Here is a 17619-nt window from a genome sequence, read left to right as displayed (position 1 = left end):
TTCCATGCGAACCGATTCCTCTCCCGGCACCCTGCCGGCGCGGGAGCACCTCCCGGCCGCCGGAGCCGGTACGCCTGTCCTGGACGTAGTGATCCCCGTCTACAACGAGGAGAAGGACCTCCAGCCGTGCGTCCGCAGACTGCACGAGCACCTCACGCGCACGTTCCCCTACGCGTTCCGCATCACGATCGCGGACAACGCGTCGACAGACACCACCCCGCAGGTGGCCGCGCGGCTGGCGGCGGAGCTCGCGGAGGTCACCTCCGTCCGCCTGGAGCAGAAGGGCCGCGGCCGGGCGCTGCGGACGGTCTGGTCGGCCTCGGACGCCCCGGTCCTCGCCTACATGGACGTGGACCTGTCCACCGACCTCAACGCCCTGCTCCCGCTGGTGGCCCCGCTGATCTCCGGTCACTCGGACCTCGCCATCGGCTCCCGGCTCGCCCGCGCCGCCCGTGTCGTACGCGGTCCCAAGCGGGAGTTCATCAGCAGGGCGTACAACCTCGTCCTGCGCGGCTCGCTCCAGGCCCGCTTCTCCGACGCCCAGTGCGGCTTCAAGGCGATCCGCCGTGAGGTGGCACGCGTGCTGCTGCCCCTCGTCGAGGACACCGGCTGGTTCTTCGACACGGAGATGCTGGTGCTCGCCGAGCGCGCGGGCCTGCGTATCCACGAGGTCCCCGTCGACTGGGTCGACGACCCCGACTCGACCGTGCACATCGTCCAGACGGCGACCGACGACCTCAAAGGCGTGTGGCGGGTCGGCAGGGCCCTGGCCACCGGTTCCCTGCCGCTGGACCGGCTCACCCGGCCCTTCGGCGACGACCCGCGCGACCGCGAGCTCAAGGACGTTCCCAAGGGGCTGGCCCGGCAGCTGGTCGGGTTCTGCGTGGTCGGCGGCCTGTCCACCCTCTTCTACCTGCTGCTCTACACCGGCTTCCGCCAGTTCGGCGGCTCGCAGTTCGCCAACGCGCTCGCCCTGCTGGTCTCGGCGATCGCCAACACCGCCGCCAACCGGCGGCTCACCTTCGGGTTGCGCGGCCGCGGCGGCGCCGTACGGCACCAGGCGCAGGGCCTGGTCGTCTTCGGCATCGGTCTCTCCCTGACCAGCGGCTCGCTCGCCGCCCTGCACGCGGCAACCTCCACCCCGGCGCGCTCCACGGAACTGGCGGTCCTCATCGCCGCCAACCTCGCCGCCACCGTGCTGCGCTTCCTGCTCTTCAGGGCGTGGGTGTTCCCCGACCGACGCGACTACGACCGAAGCGACTACGACCGGCGCGACCACGACCGGCAGCCGTCGTCCGTCGAGGCCGAGCACAACCCGTCCTCGCCGACCTACCCCACCGCGTACCGGCGACCGACGCCATACCAGTACGCCCCGTACGACACCACCGAGTTCCGCGCCGGTGACGCCGCGGACCGCACCAGGAGGGACGCGACCCTGCATCTGCAGCCGGTGCGTCCGGCCGACACCGACCCGAGGGACTGACGATGGCCATCTCCCACGACCGGACGACCCGCCCGGCGAGTACGAGTCCCCCGGCCGACCCCACGGCCTGGCAGCGGCCCGCCGCCCCCGAGTCGGGCGAGCCCGGGCAGCCCTTCCTGCGGAGACTGTGGCGCGGCCGGCCCGAGGATCCCCGCTGGGTGCGCCCGGCCTTCCTCGGCCTGCTGCTGGTGATCGGCGCGCTGTACACCTGGAACCTCACGGCCTCCGGGTATGCCAACTCCTTCTATTCGGCGGCCGTCCAGGCGGGCAGCAAGTCCTGGAAGGCGTTCTTCTTCGGGTCGCTGGACGCGTCCAACGCCATCACCGTCGACAAGCCCCCGGGCTCCCTGTGGCCGATGTCGCTGTCGGTCCGGCTGTTCGGCCTGAACTCCTTCGCGGTCCTGTTCCCGCAGGTGCTGATGGCGGTGGCCACGGCCGGTGTGCTGTACGCGGCCGTCCGCCGCCGGTTCAGCGCCGCGGCCGGGTTCCTCACCATGGCGGTGTTCGCGCTCACGCCCGTCGCCGCGCTGATGTTCCGCTTCAACAACCCGGACGCCGCCCTCGCGCTGCTGATGGCCGCCGCGGTCTACTGCACGCTGCGCGCCCTGGAGAAGGCGCAGACGAAGTGGCTGGTGTGGGCCGGTGTCGCCATCGGCTTCGCCTTCCTGGTCAAGACCCTGCAGGCCTTCCTGATCCTGCCGGTGCTCGCGCTGGTGTACGTGGCCCTCGCGCCGACCGGCCTGGGCAGGCGCATCGGCCAGGTGCTGCTCGCCGGGCTCGCGATGGCCGTCGCGGGCGGCTGGTGGGTCGCGATCGTCGAGCTGTGGCCGGCTTCCTCACGCCCGTACATCGGCGGATCGCAGAACAACTCCTTCCTGGAGCTGACCTTCGGCTACAACGGCCTCGGCCGCATCAACGGCAACGAGACCGGCAGCGTCGGCGGCGGGGGTGGCAACGGCGGCGGCAACTGGGGCGAGACCGGCTGGGACCGGATGTTCAGCTCCAACATCGGCGGTCAGATCTCCTGGCTGATCCCGGCCGCGCTGCTCCTGCTGGTGGCGGCCCTCTGGACGACGCGCAAGGCCAAGCGCACCGACACGGCCCGCGCCGCCTTCCTCCTCTGGGGCGGTTCGCTGCTGATCACCATGGTGATCTTCAGCTTCATGCAGGGCATCTTCCACGAGTACTACACGGTCGCCCTCGCCCCCTACATCGCGCCGCTGATCGGCATGGGCGCGGCCGTGCTCTGGGAGGAGCGCGGCAGGGTCTGGGCGTCGCTGACCCTCGCGGCCGCGATGACGGCGACCGCGGTGTGGGGGTACGTCCTGCTCAACCGCTCCTCCGACTACCTGCCCTGGCTGAAGTGGCTGGTGCTGGTCGGCGGTCTGGTGGCCGCGCTGGGCCTGATCTTCGTGGGCAGGCTGGGGGGTCATCTGGCCATGGGCGTCGTCGGGTTGGGCTTCGTCGCCGCGCTGGCCGGTCCGACGGCGTACACCCTCACCACGCTGAACGAGGGGCACACCGGCTCGATCGTCACGGCCGGTCCGGCGGTCGCGGGCGGTCGCGGGGGCCCGGGCGGCGGTGGCCCCGGCGGGGGTGGCGGTCCCGGTGGCGGTGGCTTCCCGGGCGGTGGCCAGAACCAGCAGGGCCAGCAGAACCAGCAAAACCAGCAGAACGGCAACGGCACCACCCAGCCCCGGCCGGGCAACGGCTTCCCCGGTGGCGGAATGGGCGACGGCGGCCGGGGCGCCGGCGGCATGGGCGGCCTGCTCAACGGCGCCAGCGTCGGCTCCGAGGCCAAACAGCTGCTGGAGACCGACGCCGACCAGTACACCTGGGTCGCCGCGGCCATCGGCTCCCAGAACGCCGCGAGTTACCAACTGGCCACCGGCGAACCGGTGATGGCCATCGGCGGCTTCAACGGCACGGACCCGTCCCCCACGCCGGCCCAGTTCAAGAAGTACGTGGCCGAAGGAAAGATCCACTACTTCATCGCCTCCGGCGGCACGGGCGGCGGCCCGGGCGGCAGCGGCGACGGCACCTCCGCCCGGATCACCGAGTGGATCGAGGCCAACTTCAAGAAGGTCACCGTCGGTTCGGCCACCTTCTACGACCTCACGCAGAAGGCGAGCAGCTGACGGTTCTCCGACGAGGGGCGGTGGCGTGAAGCCACCGCCCTTCCCCGTATCTCCGTTGTACAGCGTATGGGAGCTGTTCTACGGTGTACGGCATGACAACGTCCCCCAAGGTTCCGCAGGACCAGGACCAGGACCAGGACCAGGAGCAGGACCAGGGCCAAGACCAGAACGAGGCCCCGGAGCAGGCCCAGGGCGGCCATCCCCAGCGCTGGCTGATCCTCGGTGTCATCTGCCTCGCGCAGCTCACCGTGCTGCTCGACAACACCGTCCTGAACGTCGCCATCCCCTCGCTCACCCGCGAGATGGACGCGGCGACCTCCGACATCCAGTGGATGATCAACGCGTACTCGCTGGTGCAGTCGGGTCTGCTGCTCACCGCGGGCAGCGCCGCCGACCGCTACGGCCGCAAGAAGATGCTGCTCGCGGGGCTGGTGCTGTTCGGCGTGGGCTCGCTGGTGGCCGGACTCGCCGACACCTCCGGCCAGTTGATCGCGGCACGGGCGGGCATGGGCGTGGGCGGCGCCCTGCTGCTGACCACCACACTCGCCGTGGCGATGCAGATCTTCACGCCCGAGGAGCAGCCCAGGGCGATCGGCATCTGGAGCGCGGTCAACGCGCTCGGATTCGCCACCGGCCCCCTCATCGGCGGCTTCATCCTGAACCACTACTGGTGGGGCGCGATCTTCCTGATCAACCTGCCGGTCGCGGCGCTGGGCCTGGCCGCCGTCGCGGCTCTCGTCCCCGAGTCCAAGAACCCCCGGGGCGACCGCCCGGACCTGCTCGGCGCCCTGCTCTCCACGATCGGCATGGCGTCCCTGGTGTACGCGATCATCTCCGGTCCCGAGCACGGCTGGACGTCCGGCCGGGTGCTGCTCACGGCGGGTGTCGCCGTGGTGGTCCTCGGCGCCTTCGCGTACTGGGAGAGCCGCATCCCGTACCCCATGCTCGACATGTCCTTCTTCAGGAACCGCCGGTTCACGGGCGCGGTCGCCGGTGCGGTGCTGATCACCTTCGGCATGGGCGGGGCGCTGTTCCTGCTGACCCAGCATCTGCAGTTCGTCCTCGGATACGACGCCCTGGAGGCGGGACTGCGGACCGCTCCGCTGGCCCTGGCGGTCGTGGCGCTGAACTTCACCGGGCTGTCGGCGAAGTGGACGGCGAAGCTGGGCGCGCCCGTGTCGATCCTGCTGGGCATGGTGCTGATGTCGGCGGGCCTGGTGTCGATCGCGACGCTGGCCTCCGGAGGTTACACCGGCACGCTGCTGGGGCTGCTGCTGATCGGCGTGGGCTGCGCGGTCGCCAACCCGGCCATGGCCCACGCGATCATGAGCGCCATTCCCCGGGAGAAGGCGGGCGTCGGTGCCGGGGTCAACGGCACGCTGGCGGAGTTCGGCAACGGGCTGGGTGTCGCGGTGCTCGGGGCTGTGCTCACCTCGCGGTTCGGGGCGTTGATTCCCGTCGCGGCGAGTTCGCTGCCCGCGGCGCTGGCGGCCGCGGGGTCGGCTAAGGAGAGGGAGGTGATCACCGAGGCGTTCTCCTCCGGGTTGGAGACCAGTCAGTCGGTGGGGGCGTTGGCCGTGTTGCTCGGGGGGTTGGTCGCGGCTGCGTTGTTGCGCAGGGCGGAGCGGGCAGACTCGGGGGCGGTGGGCGCCTGATGGCTCGGGTGGTCCGCTGGTCGTGCGGCTGCCGGTCGTTGGTGGTTGATCGCGCCCACGCGGCGGAGCCGCACGTCGGCACGGCCCCGCGCCCCTGCAGGGGCCCCCGCGCCCCTGCAGGGGCGCCTAGCATGACCGGCACTGGAAAGCTGAGGAAGGTTGTGCCATGGCGGAGGCAGCCGAGCGGGCCGAGCGGGTGGTGGGGGGCAGTGTCTGGCTGAAGGACAAGGCGCGCCGGGGCGGACGCGGCGGAGGGCAGCCGTCGGGGCTGGACCGGGAGCGGATCATCGCGGTCACCGTGCGGCTGCTGGACGCCGAGGGGCTGGCCAAGTTCTCCATGCGCCGCCTGGCCGGTGAGCTCGGTGTCACCGCGATGTCCGTGTACTGGTACGTCGACACCAAGGACGACCTGCTCGAACTCGCCATGGACGCGGCCATGGGCGAACTGCGGCTGCCCGACCCGAACGCCGACGAGGACTGGCGCGACCAACTGCGCACGCTGGCCCGGGAGTACCGGGGGCTGCTGGTGCGCCACCCCTGGCTGTCGCCGCTGGCCGGCACCTACCTCAACCTCGGCCCCAACTACCTGTCGTTCTCGCGCGTGGTGCAGCGCGTGCTCCGCAGGACGGGGCTGCCCACACACCGTGTGACGAGCGCGATCGCGGCCGTCTTCCAGTTCGTGTACGGCTACGGCACCATCGAGGGCCACCTCTTCGCCCGGGTGGCCTCCACCGGCATGACCCTGGACGACTACTTCCAGCACGCCATGAGCACGGTCAGCGAGGCCCCGCAGGCCGCCGAGGTCATCCAGGAGTCCAAGGAGATCATGGCGGCCCGGGGCGGCGACACGGTGGCGGAGATGCTGGAGCGCGACTTCGAGTTCGCCCTGGACCTGCTGGTCGCCGGCATCGAGGCGATGGTGGCCCGCGGCTGAGCCGCCCGCCCGTGGCTGACCCGCACCTGGCCTACCCCTCCTCGACCAGCCGTGCCGGGAAGCCGCCCGTGGCCACCGGCCCCCACGTCTCGGGCGTGATCCGGATGATCGACTTGCCCTGCTTGACCATCGCCTCGCGGTACTCGTCCCAGTCGGGGTGCACCCCGGCGATGTTCCGGTAGTACTCCACGAGCGGTTCCACGGAGTCCGGTGTGTCGATGACCTCGGCCGTGCCGTCGATCTGGACCCACGGCCCGTTCCAGTCGTCGCTGAGGACGATCACGCTGACCCGCGGGTCCCGCTTGGCGTTGCGGGTCTTGGCCCGCTCCGGGTAGGTGGAGACCACGATCCGGCCCGAGTCGTCGACCCCGCAGGTCAGCGGCGACCCCTGCGGGCTGCCGTCGGCCCGCCGGGTCAGCAGGATCGCGCGGTGCCGGGGGCGTACGAAGTCCAGCAACTCGTCGAGGGAGACGCGGGTGCTGGTCGCGATATTGGGTGACATGGGGCCAGCCTAGGCCGCCAGCGCCTCGGCGAGGTTGTCGTACACCGGGACGTCCCGGCGCAGTCCGGTCAGCTCCAGGACCCGCCTGGCCACGCCCTCCGCTTCCGCCACCACGGACACCCGCGCCCCGGGCGGCAGCCGGTGGCGTACGTCGTTGATGAGGCGGATTCCCTGGGAGTCCATGAAGTGCGTCGCGGTGAGGTCCAGGACCAGCACCTGCAGCCGGTCGGCACGGCTCTGAACTGCGGACATGATGAGCGTGAGCAGCTCGGTGGCGTTGCAGAAGTCGATCTCGGAGGGCAGTGCGAGCAGGACGCGGCCGGGCTGGTCGCGTAGCTCGACGGGATTCGGGAGGAAGGTCACGGCACTCACCTGGCAGACGTTCGTCCGGATTCCGGTAAGGCCGCTTCCTGACCCGTCGGCCCATTCCACCACGGCGGGGGGCGGCTGCGAAAGCGCCTCCTGCCCCCCGCCGGACGGACGTCACCTCGGCGCAACCGAGCAGCTAAAGTGCTGTCCGTCCTGTGCTCGCAGTCGGGAATGTGCTGCGGAGCTCTCCTGCGCACGGTCGTTGACCGTGCATGCCGAAGAGGTTCGTGGTGTCTGCGTCCGAGTTTTCTGATTTGCCCCGTTTTCCGGCTGGCATCGAGCTGGCGGAAGCGCTGACGGTGGCGGCTCGGCAACTGCACGAGACCCCTACTCCGCACAGCACCCTGCGCACCGCGGTCCGGCTGGCGGTGGACCTCATGCCCGGCGCCGAGCACGCCGGCGTCTCCGTCATCGAGCGCAGCAACCAGCGCCGTACGGTCGCCTGGACCGACGAGGTCGTACGCTCCGCCGAGACCCGGCACACCGGCCGTGACCAGCAGCCGTACTGGGAACGGCTGTGGACCAGCCCGGTGGTGCGGATAACGGACAGCGAGGCCGACGACGGCGGGGACGTGCTGTCCGGTCTGGGCCTGCGCTCGGCGCTGTCGCTGCGGCTGCGCGCCGACCGCCGCCGGCTGACCGTGCTCACCGCGTACGCCCGCAAGCCGGGCGTCTTCGACGAGCACGCGACCCGGATCGGGCGGCTGTTCACCGCGCACGTCAGCATCGCCCTGGACTCGGCGACCGAGCGCGAGCAGCTCACCGAGGCCATGCACACCCGGGACCTGATCGGCCAGGCCACCGGCATCCTCATGGAGCGCCTGGACATCGACGCGGCCGGGGCCTTCGAGAGCCTGGTGCGGGCCTCGCAGCGGGAGAACGTCAAGCTGCGCGAGCTCGCCCGCCAGATCGTCGACGCTCACAACACCCCATGAGGGACAGCGGGTTACATCATGGGCGTTAACAGTCGTTGACTGGATACCCGTACGGTCATGAGATCCGAGACGTCCGACACGCTGGACCAGGCGATGGTGCGCAGCAGCGGTCTCGACACCCTGCTGCGCGATCTGACCGACCGCGCGGTGCAGGAGGTGCCCGGCGCCGCCGCGTGCAGCATCACCGTGCGCCGTGCCGACCGGCTGCTCACGCTGGCGGGCAGCAGCGGCCTGCCCAGCGGACTCGACCAGAGGCAGTACGAGAACGGCTCGGGCCCCTGCGTCGAGGCCGCCGAGACCGGCACCGAGCAGTACGCCCCGGACCTGGCTGCGGAGTCCCGCTGGCCCTCGTACACGCAGTACGCGCTGTCCGCCGGCGTCCGCAGCGTGCTGGCGTTGCCGCTCGACGTCGACGGCGAGACGACGGGCGCCGCGCTCAACTTCTACGGCCTGCGGCCCGCCGCGCTGGACACGGCCCGGGACGCGGCCCGTACCTTCGCCGCCCGGGCCACGGACGCGATCAACGTGGCCCTGCACATCGAGCGCCGCCGCCAGTCGGCGGCCGACGTGCGCACCGCCCTGCTCTCCCGCAGCGTCATCGACCAGGCGATCGGCATCCTCATGGCCCGCGAGCGGATCGACGCCCGCATCGCGCTGGAGCGGCTGCGCCGCGTCTCGCAGGAGAAGAACGTCAAACTACGGGATCTGTGCAGCCAGTTGGTGGCCAGAGTCGCCGAGCGCGCCGACGCCCCGTCACGCCGCCGGCAGTGACTCGCCCTGCACGGCCTGGATGTCCAGCTCCACCCTGAGCGTCGTACCGACGGCCGCGATGCCCGCCTGCAGCACCTGGTTGTAGTGCATCGCGAAGTCCTCGCGCCGCAGCTCGGTCGTGGCCCGGAAGGCGGCCCGTACGCCGCCCCACGGGTCCGGGCCCGTGCCGAGGTAGGCCAGGTCCAGGTCGACCGGCCGGACGACCCCGTGCATGCCCAGCTCGCCGTGCAGGGTCCAGCGCTCGGAGCCGGCCGCGGTCAGGCCCGTGGAGCGGTAGGTGATCTCGGGAAACCTCTCCACGTCCAGGAAGTCCGCGGACCGCAGGTGAGTGTCCCGCATGCCGTTGCCCGTGTCGATCGAGGCGGCCCTGATCACCGCCTCCACCCGGGACTTGGTGACATCGTCCGGGGCGATCTCGATCGCCCCCGAGAACTCCGTGAACCGGCCGTGCACGCTGGAGATGCCCAGGTGCTGCGCCACGGCGGCCACGCTGGAGTGCACCGGGTCGATGGTCCACGGCCCCGGCGGCGGCAGCTCGGTGCCGCCCTGCCGGGCCAGTGTCACCGTCCCGACCTCGGCCCGCCCGCTCGCCGTGACGATCGCACTCGCGGCGGCGGGCGCGTACCCGACGGCCGTGACGATGACGGTGTACGCCCCCGGCTCCAGCGGTGTCGCGTCCCGTACGGCCCCCTCCGCGTCCGCCTCGGCGCGCAGCACCTGCGTGCCGGTCATGTCGGTCACCGTGACGACCGCGTGCGACACGGCCCACCCGTCCCGGGTACGGATCCTCGCGGTCAGTCCCATCTCACGTAACTCCCTCGGATAAGAACCGGCCCGTGGCGGGGCGCGCCTGAAGCTCGTCAGCGCGCTCGCCCGCCACGGGCCGGGGTGTGGACTACTCGCCGGGGTGGGCGAGTTCGATGTCGTGGTCGTCGATGCCCGTGCCGGTCACGGTCAGGGCGGTCGCCACCGGCGGGTAGCCCGTGGCGATGACGGTGTACTCGCCGCCGTCCAGGTCGGTGAAGGCGTACGCCCCGTCCGCACCGGTCGTGGCCGAGCCGACCACGTTGCCCGCCGCGTCGACCAGCGTCACCCGGGCGTCGGCGAGCGGCCCGTGCGGAGCCCGTACGACGCCCTGGACCCGGGCGCCCGCGTCCAGGTCGACCTCGATCCGCGTCACCCCGGTGCCGCCCACCTCGACGGGCAGGGCGCGCGGCCGGTACCCGGCGGCGTTCACCGCGACGGTCACCGCCCCCGGCACCAGCTCGGCGAGCGAGAACTCGCCCTGCTCACCGCTCGTCCCGGTGGCCAGCAGATCCCCGCGCACATCGGTGACGATCACCATCGCGTCCTTCACCGGCAGCCCGCTCCCGGCGGCCCGCACGACACCGCTCAGGCCACTGGTGCCGCTGAGCATGATGTCGTACGCGACCGGCTCGCCGTTCACGACCACCGTGGACGCCTGCGGCTGGTGACCGTCGGCGGAGGCGATCAGGACGTACGAACCGGAGCCCGGCGCGTGCAGCGTGTAGGAGCCGTCGGCCTGCGCCACGGACCGGCCCAGCTGGCGCCCGGCCAGTGAGATCAGTGTGACGGCGGCCTGCGGCACGGGCGCGGATTCGGCACCGCGCACGAAGCCGCGCACCGGTATCCCGCCGCCCGAGGCGGTCTCCTCGGGGCGGGCGACCGTGGCGACGGCCGCGAGCCGCTGCGTGGCCGTGTCCTGGCCGGAGACCTCGGTGTCCGCGACGGCCCAGCTCGGCACGTTCCCCTGCACCTTCTCCCGCACCTTCTCCTGCTCGGCGACCGGAGCGGATGCCTCGGCCGGCGCCTCGGCCGGGGTCCCGGCGGGTGCCTCCGCCTCCGCGGCCTGCGCCAGCGCGCCCTTGGTCCGCAGCGGAACCTCCTTGATGAAGACGGCCACCAGCAGGGCGAGCAGGGCCAGCGGTGCCGAGTAGAGGAAGACGTCACCGACGCCGTGGCCGTAGGCGGACTCCACCACCGTACGGACCGGCGCGGGCATCGCGTCCAGGTCGGGGATGTTCCCCTCGGCCGTGCCGGCGTGGCCGAGGGACGCGCCCTGGGCGCCGAGGCCGGCCATGCCGTCCTTGACGTAGTCGGTGATCCGGTGCGCCAGCACCGCGCCCAGCGCCGAGACGCCCACGGCACCGCCGAGGGACCGGAAGAAGTTCACGGTGGAGCTGGCCGCGCCCAGGTCGGTCGGTGCCACCTGGTTCTGCGTGCACAGCACCAGGTTCTGCATCATCATGCCGATGCCGAGACCCAGCAGGGCCATGAAGATCGCCAGGTGCCAGTACGGGGTGTCGTACCGGATCGTGCCCAGCAGGGCGAGGCCCGCGGTCACCAGCACACCGCCGGCGAGCAGCCACGCCTTCCAGCGGCCGGTGCGGGTGATGACCTGGCCGGAGACGGTGGAGGAGACGAACAGACCGGCGATCATCGGGATGGTCATGACGCCGGACATCGTCGGCGACTTGTCCCGGGCCAGCTGGAAGTACTGGCTGAAGAAGACGGTGCCCGCGAACATCGCGACCCCGACGAACAGCGAGGCCAGCGAGGCCAGCGTGATGGTCCGGTTGCGGAACAGCCGCAGCGGGATGATCGGCTCGCTCGCCTTCGCCTCGACGAGGACGAAGACCCCGAGCAGGACCACGGCACCGCCGACCATCGCACCGGTCTGCCAGGACAGCCAGTCGTACTTGTCCCCGGCGAAGGTCACCCAGACCAGCAGCAGGCTCACCGCCGCGGTGATGAAGAGGGCGCCGGCCCAGTCGACCTTGACCTTCCGCCGGACGACCGGCAGGTGCAGGGTCTTCTGCAGCACGATCAGCGCGATGACGGCGAAGGGCACGCCGACGTAGAAGCACCAGCGCCAGCCGAGCCAGCCGGTGTCGGTGATGACACCGCCGACCAGCGGACCGCCGACCATCGCGGTGGCGAACGTGGCGCCGAGGTAGCCGTTGTACCGGCCGCGCTCACGCGGCGAGATCATGGCCGCCATGATGATCTGGGCCAGTGCGGACAGACCGCCCATGCCGATGCCCTGGACCGCGCGGAACGCGATGAGCATGCCGGGGTTCTGGGACATGCCGGCCGCCGCCGAACCCAGCACGAAGACGACCAGCGCCAGCTGGATCAGCAGCTTCTTGGAGAAGAGGTCGGCGAGCTTGCCCCACAGCGGGGTGGAGGCGGTCATCGTCAGAAGGGACGCGGTCACGACCCAGGTGTAGGCGCTCTGACCGCCGCCGAGGTCGCCGATGATCCGGGGCAGGGCGTTGGACACGATCGTCGACGACAGGATCGCGACGAACATGCCGAGCAGCAGCCCGGTCAGGGCCTCCATGATCTGCCGGTGCGTCATCGGAGCGCCGTCGGAGGAGCCGTGTGAGCCCCCACCGTGCTCGGCATGGGCCCGCACACCGGCTGGTGTGGTCGTTGCCATGGACTTCCTTCTCTTACGTGGTTGCGGGTGTACGGGTGGTCTCTTCGCGTGCGGGGGGTGCGGGCCGGGGCGGCGGTCCGGCCCGGTGGGCGGGCCGGCAGTCGCCGAAGCTGTCCCGAAGCCGGGCCATCAGCCGGGCGAGCCGGCCGACGTCCTCGTCGGACCAGTCGCCCAGGCGCTCGGCGAGCACCTGCGTGGTCCGGCGGGACAGTTCGTCGAGCTGTGCCCGGCCCGCCGGTGTGAGGCGCAGGATGCGTGAGCGCTTGTCCGCCGGGTCGGGGGAGCGTTCGATCCAGCCCCGTTCGGCGACGTGCGCGACATGGCGGCTGGTCACCGACATGTCCACGGCGAGCAGCTCCGCGAGCTTGCTCATGCGCATGTCGCCGTGGCGGTCGAGCAGCGTCAGGACGGCCGCCGAGCCGCTGGGGCAGTCGGCCGGCATGATCCGGCCCAGCTCCCGCTTCACGGCACCGAAGGCGCTGAACTGACGCATCAGCTCCTCGTACTGCGCCCGTTCGGCCATCGCACCTCCCGCTTTCGTTGCTTAGGGCAACCATATGGGCTGTTGGTTGCTACAGGCAAGCAAAATGGGGCGGGTGCGGGACAAAAAGTTGGCAAAGGCAAGTATTGCGCCAGTAAACGCGCAGGTGGTGACGTTCGGGTGGGCGGGCGGACCCCCACTTGGGTCCCGCCCCCGGATTTCGCTAGGGTCTCGGGGCATGGCTAACACCCAGGGCCCTCAGGGCAACCACGACCCCGCTGGCAGCACCCAGATGTTCCGCGCGTTCGTCGACGAGGCCGCCCCGCAGGGCCGGCAGGCGGCGGCGCAGAGCGGCCCGCGCATCGGCCTCATCATCGGCGTCGTCGCCGCGGTGGCGATTGTGGCGGCGGTGGCCTGGCTGGCGCTGGGGTAAGGCCCGCTTCACTGGTACCCGGCGTTGGTGCTGGGGCGGCCCCGGCACCGCAGGGTGGACGCACCCGCGGCCCCGCCCACGCACGGCACCGGACGCCCACGGGCATACGCGCCCGCAGTCGCCCACGCACGGAAGGGGACGTGTCGGGGGGTGTCCGCCAGCCGCTGCGGGCGGACACCCCCCGACACGTCCCCGACCTACTTACCGGGCGGTGGGCGCTACTCCAGCCCCCACCCACCCGCGCAGGCCGCCGCGGGCATCAGTCGGAGATGAGCCCTTCCCGCAACTGTGCCAGCGTCCGCGTCAGCAGCCGTGAGACGTGCATCTGGGAGATGCCGACCTCCTCACCGATCTGCGACTGGGTCATGTTCGAGAAGAAGCGCAGCATGATGATCTGCCGCTCGCGGGGCGGGAGTTTGGCCAGCAGCGGCTTCAGCGACTCCCGGTACTCCACGCCCTCCAGGGCCGTGTCCTCGTAGCCGAGCCGGTCCGCCAGCGAGCCCTCGCCGCCGTCGTCCTCCGGGGCCGGGGAGTCCAGCGAGGACGCCGTGTACGCGTTGCCGACCGCGAGCCCGTCGACGACGTCCTCCTCGGACACGCCCAGCACCGCCGCGAGTTCACCGACCGTCGGCGAGCGGTCCAGCTTCTGGGACAGCTCGTCACTGGCCTTCGTCAGGGCCAGGCGCAGCTCCTGCAGCCGGCGCGGCACCCGCACCGACCACGACGTGTCCCGGAAGAACCGCTTGATCTCACCGACCACCGTCGGCATCGCGAACGTCGGGAACTCCACGCCCCGTTCGCAGTCGAACCGGTCGATCGCCTTGATCAGCCCGATCGTGCCGACCTGGACGATGTCCTCCATCGGCTCGTTGCGGGAACGGAACCGCGCGGCGGCGTACCGCACCAGCGGGAGGTTGAGCTCGATGAGCGTGTCCCGGACGTAGGCACGCTCGGGGCTGTCCTCGTCGAGCGCGGCGAGCCGCAGGAACAGGGAGCGGGACAAGGTGCGGGTGTCGATGGCTTCCGAGGCCGGGAGAGCCGGGGCCGGTGCGGCCTCAAGGGTCGACACCTCGTCGATGGGGCCGAGTGTGTCGAGCGCATGCGGCGCTGTGTCGCTCTCCGCGAGCGTGAGCACCTTCGAGCTGCCCTGTTCTGCGGACATGCCACCCCCTTTGGGTCGCGGGACGGTCGCGGCGGACGCTCCCACTTCAGGAACGCAGCCTTCACCTGAATACCGGAGCCAGAGCTCCGGCAAACGCGCTTCACGCAGAATGTCACATGTCGGCAACACGCTGTAGTGACATGTCGACATGCGAGACGTGAAAGAGCCCTGGAAACAGGCGGTCTGACGGTTTTTCGGCGCAGAACCGCCGGGAGATGCCCTGGTGAGCGATTCGCTCGCGCCGGTTACGTCTCGCTCGTGCTTTCGGTTGTGCGCCGGTCGAGTTCCCGTTACGCGTCGATCCGGTTCGCCGACCGCAACCGCTGGAAGCTACGCGCGAGTAGCCGCGAGACATGCATCTGGGAGACGCCGAGTTCCGCACTGATCTGCGACTGGGTGAGATTGCTGTAGTAGCGCAGCAGCAGAATTCGCTGTTCCCGTTCGGGGAGTTGGACGAGCAGATGCCGGACCAGGTCGCGGTGCTCGACCCCGTCCAGCGCCGGGTCCTCGTAGCCGAGCCGGTCGAGCAGCCCGGGCAGCCCGTCGCCCTCCTGGGCGGCCTCCAGCGAGGTGGCGTGGTACGAGCGCCCCGCCTCGATGCAGGACAGCACCTCCTCCTCGGTGATGCGCAGCCGCTGGGCGATCTCGGCGGTCGAGGGGGAGCGCCCGAGGGAGGTCGTCAGGTCCTCGGTCGCACTGTTGACCTGCACCCACAGCTCGTGCAGCCGGCGCGGCACATGGACCGTACGGACGTTGTCACGGAAGTACCGCTTGATCTCGCCGACCACGGTCGGCATGGCGAACGTCGGGAACTGCACGCCCCGGTCCGGGTCGAAGCGGTCGATGGCGTTGATGAGCCCGATGGTGCCGACCTGGACCACGTCCTCCATCGGCTCGTTGCGGGAGCGGAAGCGGGCGGCCGCGTAGCGCACGAGCGGGAGGTTGGCCTCGATGAGCGCCCCGCGCACCCGGTGGTGTTCCGGCGTGCCCGGCTGGAGTTCCTTGAGCTGGGCGAAGAGCACCTGGGTCAGCGCCCGGGTGTCGGCGCCACGGCGCTTGGCGGGGCTGGCCGGGGTCGCGGTCTCGGCCGGTGCCGGGGCCTGGGCGGGAACCTCGTCCTGGGGCGGCGCAGTACTGGCCGACACGGTCAACGCCACCTCTTCATCGGTCCTCATCGGTCAACTCATCCGTCAAAAGCGGTCATAGCATCACAAGACATGTGCACTGTGTGCAAGCACCGCATAACGCCGTGTTGAGGGACAAGTTGGGGCCCAGGACGCACGAAAGCCCCCCGCCGTCCGGCGGAGGGCTCCCTGAGGAGGAGGCTCAGTACTCGTAGTCGGCGATCACCCAGGTGGCGAACTCGCGCCACAGCGCCACGCCCGCCTGGTGCTCGGGGTGCTCCACGTACCGCCGCAGCGCGGCCGGGTCGTCGAACGCGGAGTTGATCGCGAAGTCGTACGCGATGGGCCGGTCGCTGATGTTCCAGCCCAGCTCCCAGAAGCGGATCTCGGGGATCTTGCCGTCGAGCGCGCGGAAGGCCTCGACGCCCTTCACCACGCGCGGGTCGTCGCGCTCGACGCCCTCGTTGAGCCGGAAGAGGACGAGGTGACGGATCATGACTTCCCTCCGTTGGCGATCCACGTCATGAAGTCGCCGACGGCCTTGGCGGCGTCGGATATGCCCTCGAACCCTATCCGGACGTAGTCGGCGGCCCCCTTCGGGTCCGTGATGATCACGTAGAGCGCGAAGACCGCGAGGACGTAGACGGCGATCTTCTTGGCGTTCACCGCCATCGCGGCCTCCCCTGTCACTCCTGTCGCTGCTGTGCGTCGAGCGGGCTCATGATCGCACGAAGGGCCCCGTCTTTCGACGGGGCCCTTCTCCAGCGGTAGCGGAGGGATTTGAACCCTCGGTGACTTGCGCCACACTCGCTTTCGAGGCGAGCTCCTTCGGCCGCTCGGACACGCTACCGAGGGAGACCCTACAGCAAGGTGGGCCATGGTTTGAAATCGATATGGGGGCTGATCCGGGGCTCAGCGAGCGCGGAAGAAGTCGGTGAGAAGCCGGGCGCACTCCTCGGCGAGCACGCCCTCGATGACCTCGGGCCGGTGGTTGAGCCGGCGGTCCCGTACGACGTCCCACAGGGAGCCGGCCGCGCCCGCCTTCTCGTCGCGGGCGCCGTAGACGACGCGGTCCACGCGGGACTGCACGAGCGCGCCCGCGCACATCGTGCAGGGCTCCAGCGTGACCACCAGGGTGCAGCCGGCGAGCCGCCATTGGCCGAGCTCTGCGGCGGCCCGCCGGATCGCGAGGACCTCCGCGTGTGCCGTCGGGTCGCCGGTGGCCTCGCGTTCGTTGTGCCCGGCCGCGAGCACGGTCGTGCCGTCCGGGGCCAGCACGACGGCGCCGACGGGGACGTCACCGCCCCGGACGGCCAGCGCCGCCTCGTCCAGGGCACGACGCATCGCGGCCCGCCAGCGGTCGCGGACCGGGTCCGGTGTGCCTGCTGCGGTCGGTGCGGTCAGCGGACGGTCTCCAGGGTCTCCGAGGCGCCCAGGGCCTCGGCGATCTCGGTGAGGGCGTCCTCCGACAGCGCGCGCAGCTCCTTCTCGGTGACACCCAGGTCCTCCAGGATCTGGGCGTCACCGACCGGGCCGTGCGGCACGGCCTCGGCGGAACCGGCGGCCGCGTCGCCGTCGTCGGCGTCCTCGGTGTCGTCGCCGGGTTCACCGTCCTCGGTGCCGTCGAGGTCGAGGGCGTCCAGGTCGGGCCCGTCGTCCCCGGGCTCCCGGCCGAGCAGCTCGTCGGTGAGCAGGATCTCGCCGTAGCTGCTGCGGGCGGCGGCGGCGGCGTCCGAGACGTAGATACGAGGGTCGTCCTCGCCGTCCACGCGGACGACGCCGAACCAGGCGTCCTCCTGCTCGATGAGCACGAGCACCGTGTCCTCGTCGGGAGAGGCTTCCCGGGCCAGGTCGGCCAGATCCGACAGCGTCTCCACATCGTCGAGCTCTGTGTCGCTCGCTTCCCACCCGTCTTCGGTGCGCGCGAGCAGTGCGGCGAAGTACACCGTGACTCTCCCACTGGTCATAGGCGTGCCGGTTGGGGATCCCCCCGGCGGAGGTTGCGGGCGGGGAGTGCTTCTCCGAGCCCCACCCACTCGGAATCGTGGCAGAAACAAGGCGTTCAGGGGACGTCTTCGGCTCCCTGTGTCCGGCAGTTTCGATCGCGGGTTTCCGAGGAGGTCCGCGAGCACGTCCGTGAAGGACTCACCAGCGCACTCGTTGCCGCCA

General features: G+C 71.0%; 18 protein-coding genes and 1 tRNA gene. 7 read left to right on the top strand and 12 right to left on the bottom strand.

From position 1 onward, the window contains the following. Positions 1 to 4 precede the first annotated feature (4 nt). The 4 genes from ACYVMZ_RS23825 to ACYVMZ_RS23810 all read left to right on the top strand — a co-directional run bounded on the left by ACYVMZ_RS23825 (position 5) and on the right by ACYVMZ_RS23810 (position 6210). Positions 5 to 1483: a bifunctional glycosyltransferase family 2/GtrA family protein gene (locus ACYVMZ_RS23825; protein WP_461082870.1), complete on the top strand. Its 1479-nt coding sequence runs from the start codon at positions 5 to 7 to the stop codon at positions 1481 to 1483. A 2-nt stretch (positions 1484 to 1485) separates the two neighbouring features. Continuing rightward, positions 1486 to 3621: an ArnT family glycosyltransferase gene (locus ACYVMZ_RS23820; protein WP_461082868.1), complete on the top strand. Its 2136-nt coding sequence runs from the start codon at positions 1486 to 1488 to the stop codon at positions 3619 to 3621. Positions 3622 to 3713: 92 nt separating this feature from the next. After that, on the top strand, positions 3714 to 5276 hold the full coding sequence (locus ACYVMZ_RS23815; RefSeq protein WP_461082866.1) for an MFS transporter: 1563 nt from the start codon (positions 3714 to 3716) through the stop codon (positions 5274 to 5276). Positions 5277 to 5442: 166 nt separating this feature from the next. Continuing rightward, positions 5443 to 6210, top strand: coding sequence for a TetR/AcrR family transcriptional regulator (locus tag ACYVMZ_RS23810; protein ID WP_461082864.1), 768 nt, complete (start codon positions 5443 to 5445; stop codon positions 6208 to 6210). 31 nt (positions 6211 to 6241) lie between these two features. On the opposite strand, the gene ACYVMZ_RS23805 is transcribed toward ACYVMZ_RS23810, so the two are convergent. Then, a complete protein-coding gene (locus ACYVMZ_RS23805) occupies positions 6242 to 6712 on the bottom strand; it encodes a PPOX class F420-dependent oxidoreductase (protein ID WP_461082862.1) in 471 nt (156 codons plus the stop codon). 9 nt (positions 6713 to 6721) lie between these two features. After that, entirely contained in the window at positions 6722 to 7075 is a 354-nt protein-coding gene (locus ACYVMZ_RS23800; protein ID WP_461082860.1) for an STAS domain-containing protein, read from the bottom strand. A gap of 218 nt (positions 7076 to 7293) precedes the next feature. Here ACYVMZ_RS23800 and ACYVMZ_RS23795 point away from each other — a divergent pair, with 218 nt between their 5' ends. Both ACYVMZ_RS23795 and ACYVMZ_RS23790 read left to right on the top strand, forming a co-directional pair. Continuing rightward, entirely contained in the window at positions 7294 to 8016 is a 723-nt protein-coding gene (locus tag ACYVMZ_RS23795) for an ANTAR domain-containing protein (RefSeq protein ID WP_461082858.1), read from the top strand. A gap of 57 nt (positions 8017 to 8073) precedes the next feature. After that, on the top strand, positions 8074 to 8787 hold the full coding sequence (locus ACYVMZ_RS23790) for an ANTAR domain-containing protein (protein WP_461082856.1): 714 nt from the start codon (positions 8074 to 8076) through the stop codon (positions 8785 to 8787). Here ACYVMZ_RS23790 and ACYVMZ_RS23785 read toward each other — a convergent pair. The 3 genes from ACYVMZ_RS23785 to ACYVMZ_RS23775 all read right to left on the bottom strand — a co-directional run bounded on the left by ACYVMZ_RS23785 (position 8770) and on the right by ACYVMZ_RS23775 (position 12773). Continuing rightward, positions 8770 to 9591 (bottom strand): YceI family protein, encoded by an 822-nt coding sequence (locus ACYVMZ_RS23785; RefSeq protein ID WP_461082854.1) that lies wholly within the window; start codon positions 9589 to 9591, stop codon positions 8770 to 8772. The genes ACYVMZ_RS23790 and ACYVMZ_RS23785 overlap by 18 nt on opposite strands. Positions 9592 to 9682: 91 nt before the next feature. Further along, the gene (locus ACYVMZ_RS23780; RefSeq protein ID WP_461083002.1) at positions 9683 to 12169 is read right to left on the bottom strand and encodes an MFS transporter; all 2487 of its coding nucleotides are present in this window, start codon (positions 12167 to 12169) and stop codon (positions 9683 to 9685) included. A 94-nt stretch (positions 12170 to 12263) separates the two neighbouring features. Next, positions 12264 to 12773 carry a MarR family winged helix-turn-helix transcriptional regulator gene (locus tag ACYVMZ_RS23775; RefSeq protein ID WP_461082852.1) on the bottom strand — a complete coding sequence of 170 codons (510 nt, stop codon included), beginning with the start codon at positions 12771 to 12773 and terminating at the stop codon, positions 12264 to 12266. Between the two features lie 196 nt (positions 12774 to 12969). On the opposite strand from ACYVMZ_RS23775, the gene ACYVMZ_RS23770 reads away from it, so the two are divergent. Beyond that, positions 12970 to 13164 carry a hypothetical protein gene (locus tag ACYVMZ_RS23770; RefSeq protein ID WP_461082850.1) on the top strand — a complete coding sequence of 65 codons (195 nt, stop codon included), beginning with the start codon at positions 12970 to 12972 and terminating at the stop codon, positions 13162 to 13164. Positions 13165 to 13423: 259 nt separating this feature from the next. Here ACYVMZ_RS23770 and ACYVMZ_RS23765 read toward each other — a convergent pair whose 3' ends face one another. The 7 genes from ACYVMZ_RS23765 to ACYVMZ_RS23735 form a co-directional block, all read right to left on the bottom strand. Further along, on the bottom strand, positions 13424 to 14326 hold the full coding sequence (locus ACYVMZ_RS23765; protein ID WP_461082848.1) for an RNA polymerase sigma factor SigF: 903 nt from the start codon (positions 14324 to 14326) through the stop codon (positions 13424 to 13426). 290 nt (positions 14327 to 14616) lie between these two features. Continuing rightward, positions 14617 to 15501 (bottom strand): RNA polymerase sigma factor SigF, encoded by an 885-nt coding sequence (locus ACYVMZ_RS23760; protein WP_461082846.1) that lies wholly within the window; start codon positions 15499 to 15501, stop codon positions 14617 to 14619. 151 nt (positions 15502 to 15652) lie between these two features. Continuing rightward, on the bottom strand, positions 15653 to 15946 hold the full coding sequence (locus ACYVMZ_RS23755; RefSeq protein WP_461082844.1) for a Dabb family protein: 294 nt from the start codon (positions 15944 to 15946) through the stop codon (positions 15653 to 15655). Next, positions 15943 to 16122, bottom strand: coding sequence for a hypothetical protein (locus tag ACYVMZ_RS23750; RefSeq protein ID WP_461082842.1), 180 nt, complete (start codon positions 16120 to 16122; stop codon positions 15943 to 15945). The genes ACYVMZ_RS23755 and ACYVMZ_RS23750 overlap by 4 nt, the downstream gene beginning before the upstream one ends. Before the next feature lie 93 nt (positions 16123 to 16215). Next, positions 16216 to 16300, bottom strand: a tRNA-Ser gene (locus ACYVMZ_RS23745). Positions 16301 to 16362: 62 nt separating this feature from the next. After that, positions 16363 to 16794 (bottom strand): tRNA adenosine(34) deaminase TadA, encoded by a 432-nt coding sequence (gene tadA / locus ACYVMZ_RS23740; RefSeq protein ID WP_461082840.1) that lies wholly within the window; start codon positions 16792 to 16794, stop codon positions 16363 to 16365. A 56-nt stretch (positions 16795 to 16850) separates the two neighbouring features. Continuing rightward, positions 16851 to 17396 carry a tRNA adenosine deaminase-associated protein gene (locus ACYVMZ_RS23735; RefSeq protein ID WP_461083000.1) on the bottom strand — a complete coding sequence of 182 codons (546 nt, stop codon included), beginning with the start codon at positions 17394 to 17396 and terminating at the stop codon, positions 16851 to 16853. Positions 17397 to 17619 lie beyond the last annotated feature (223 nt).

This window comes from Streptomyces deserti (assembly GCF_054782695.1).
The sequence above is the reverse complement of the archived record's forward strand: the minus strand, read 5'-3'. Positions and strand labels throughout refer to the sequence as shown.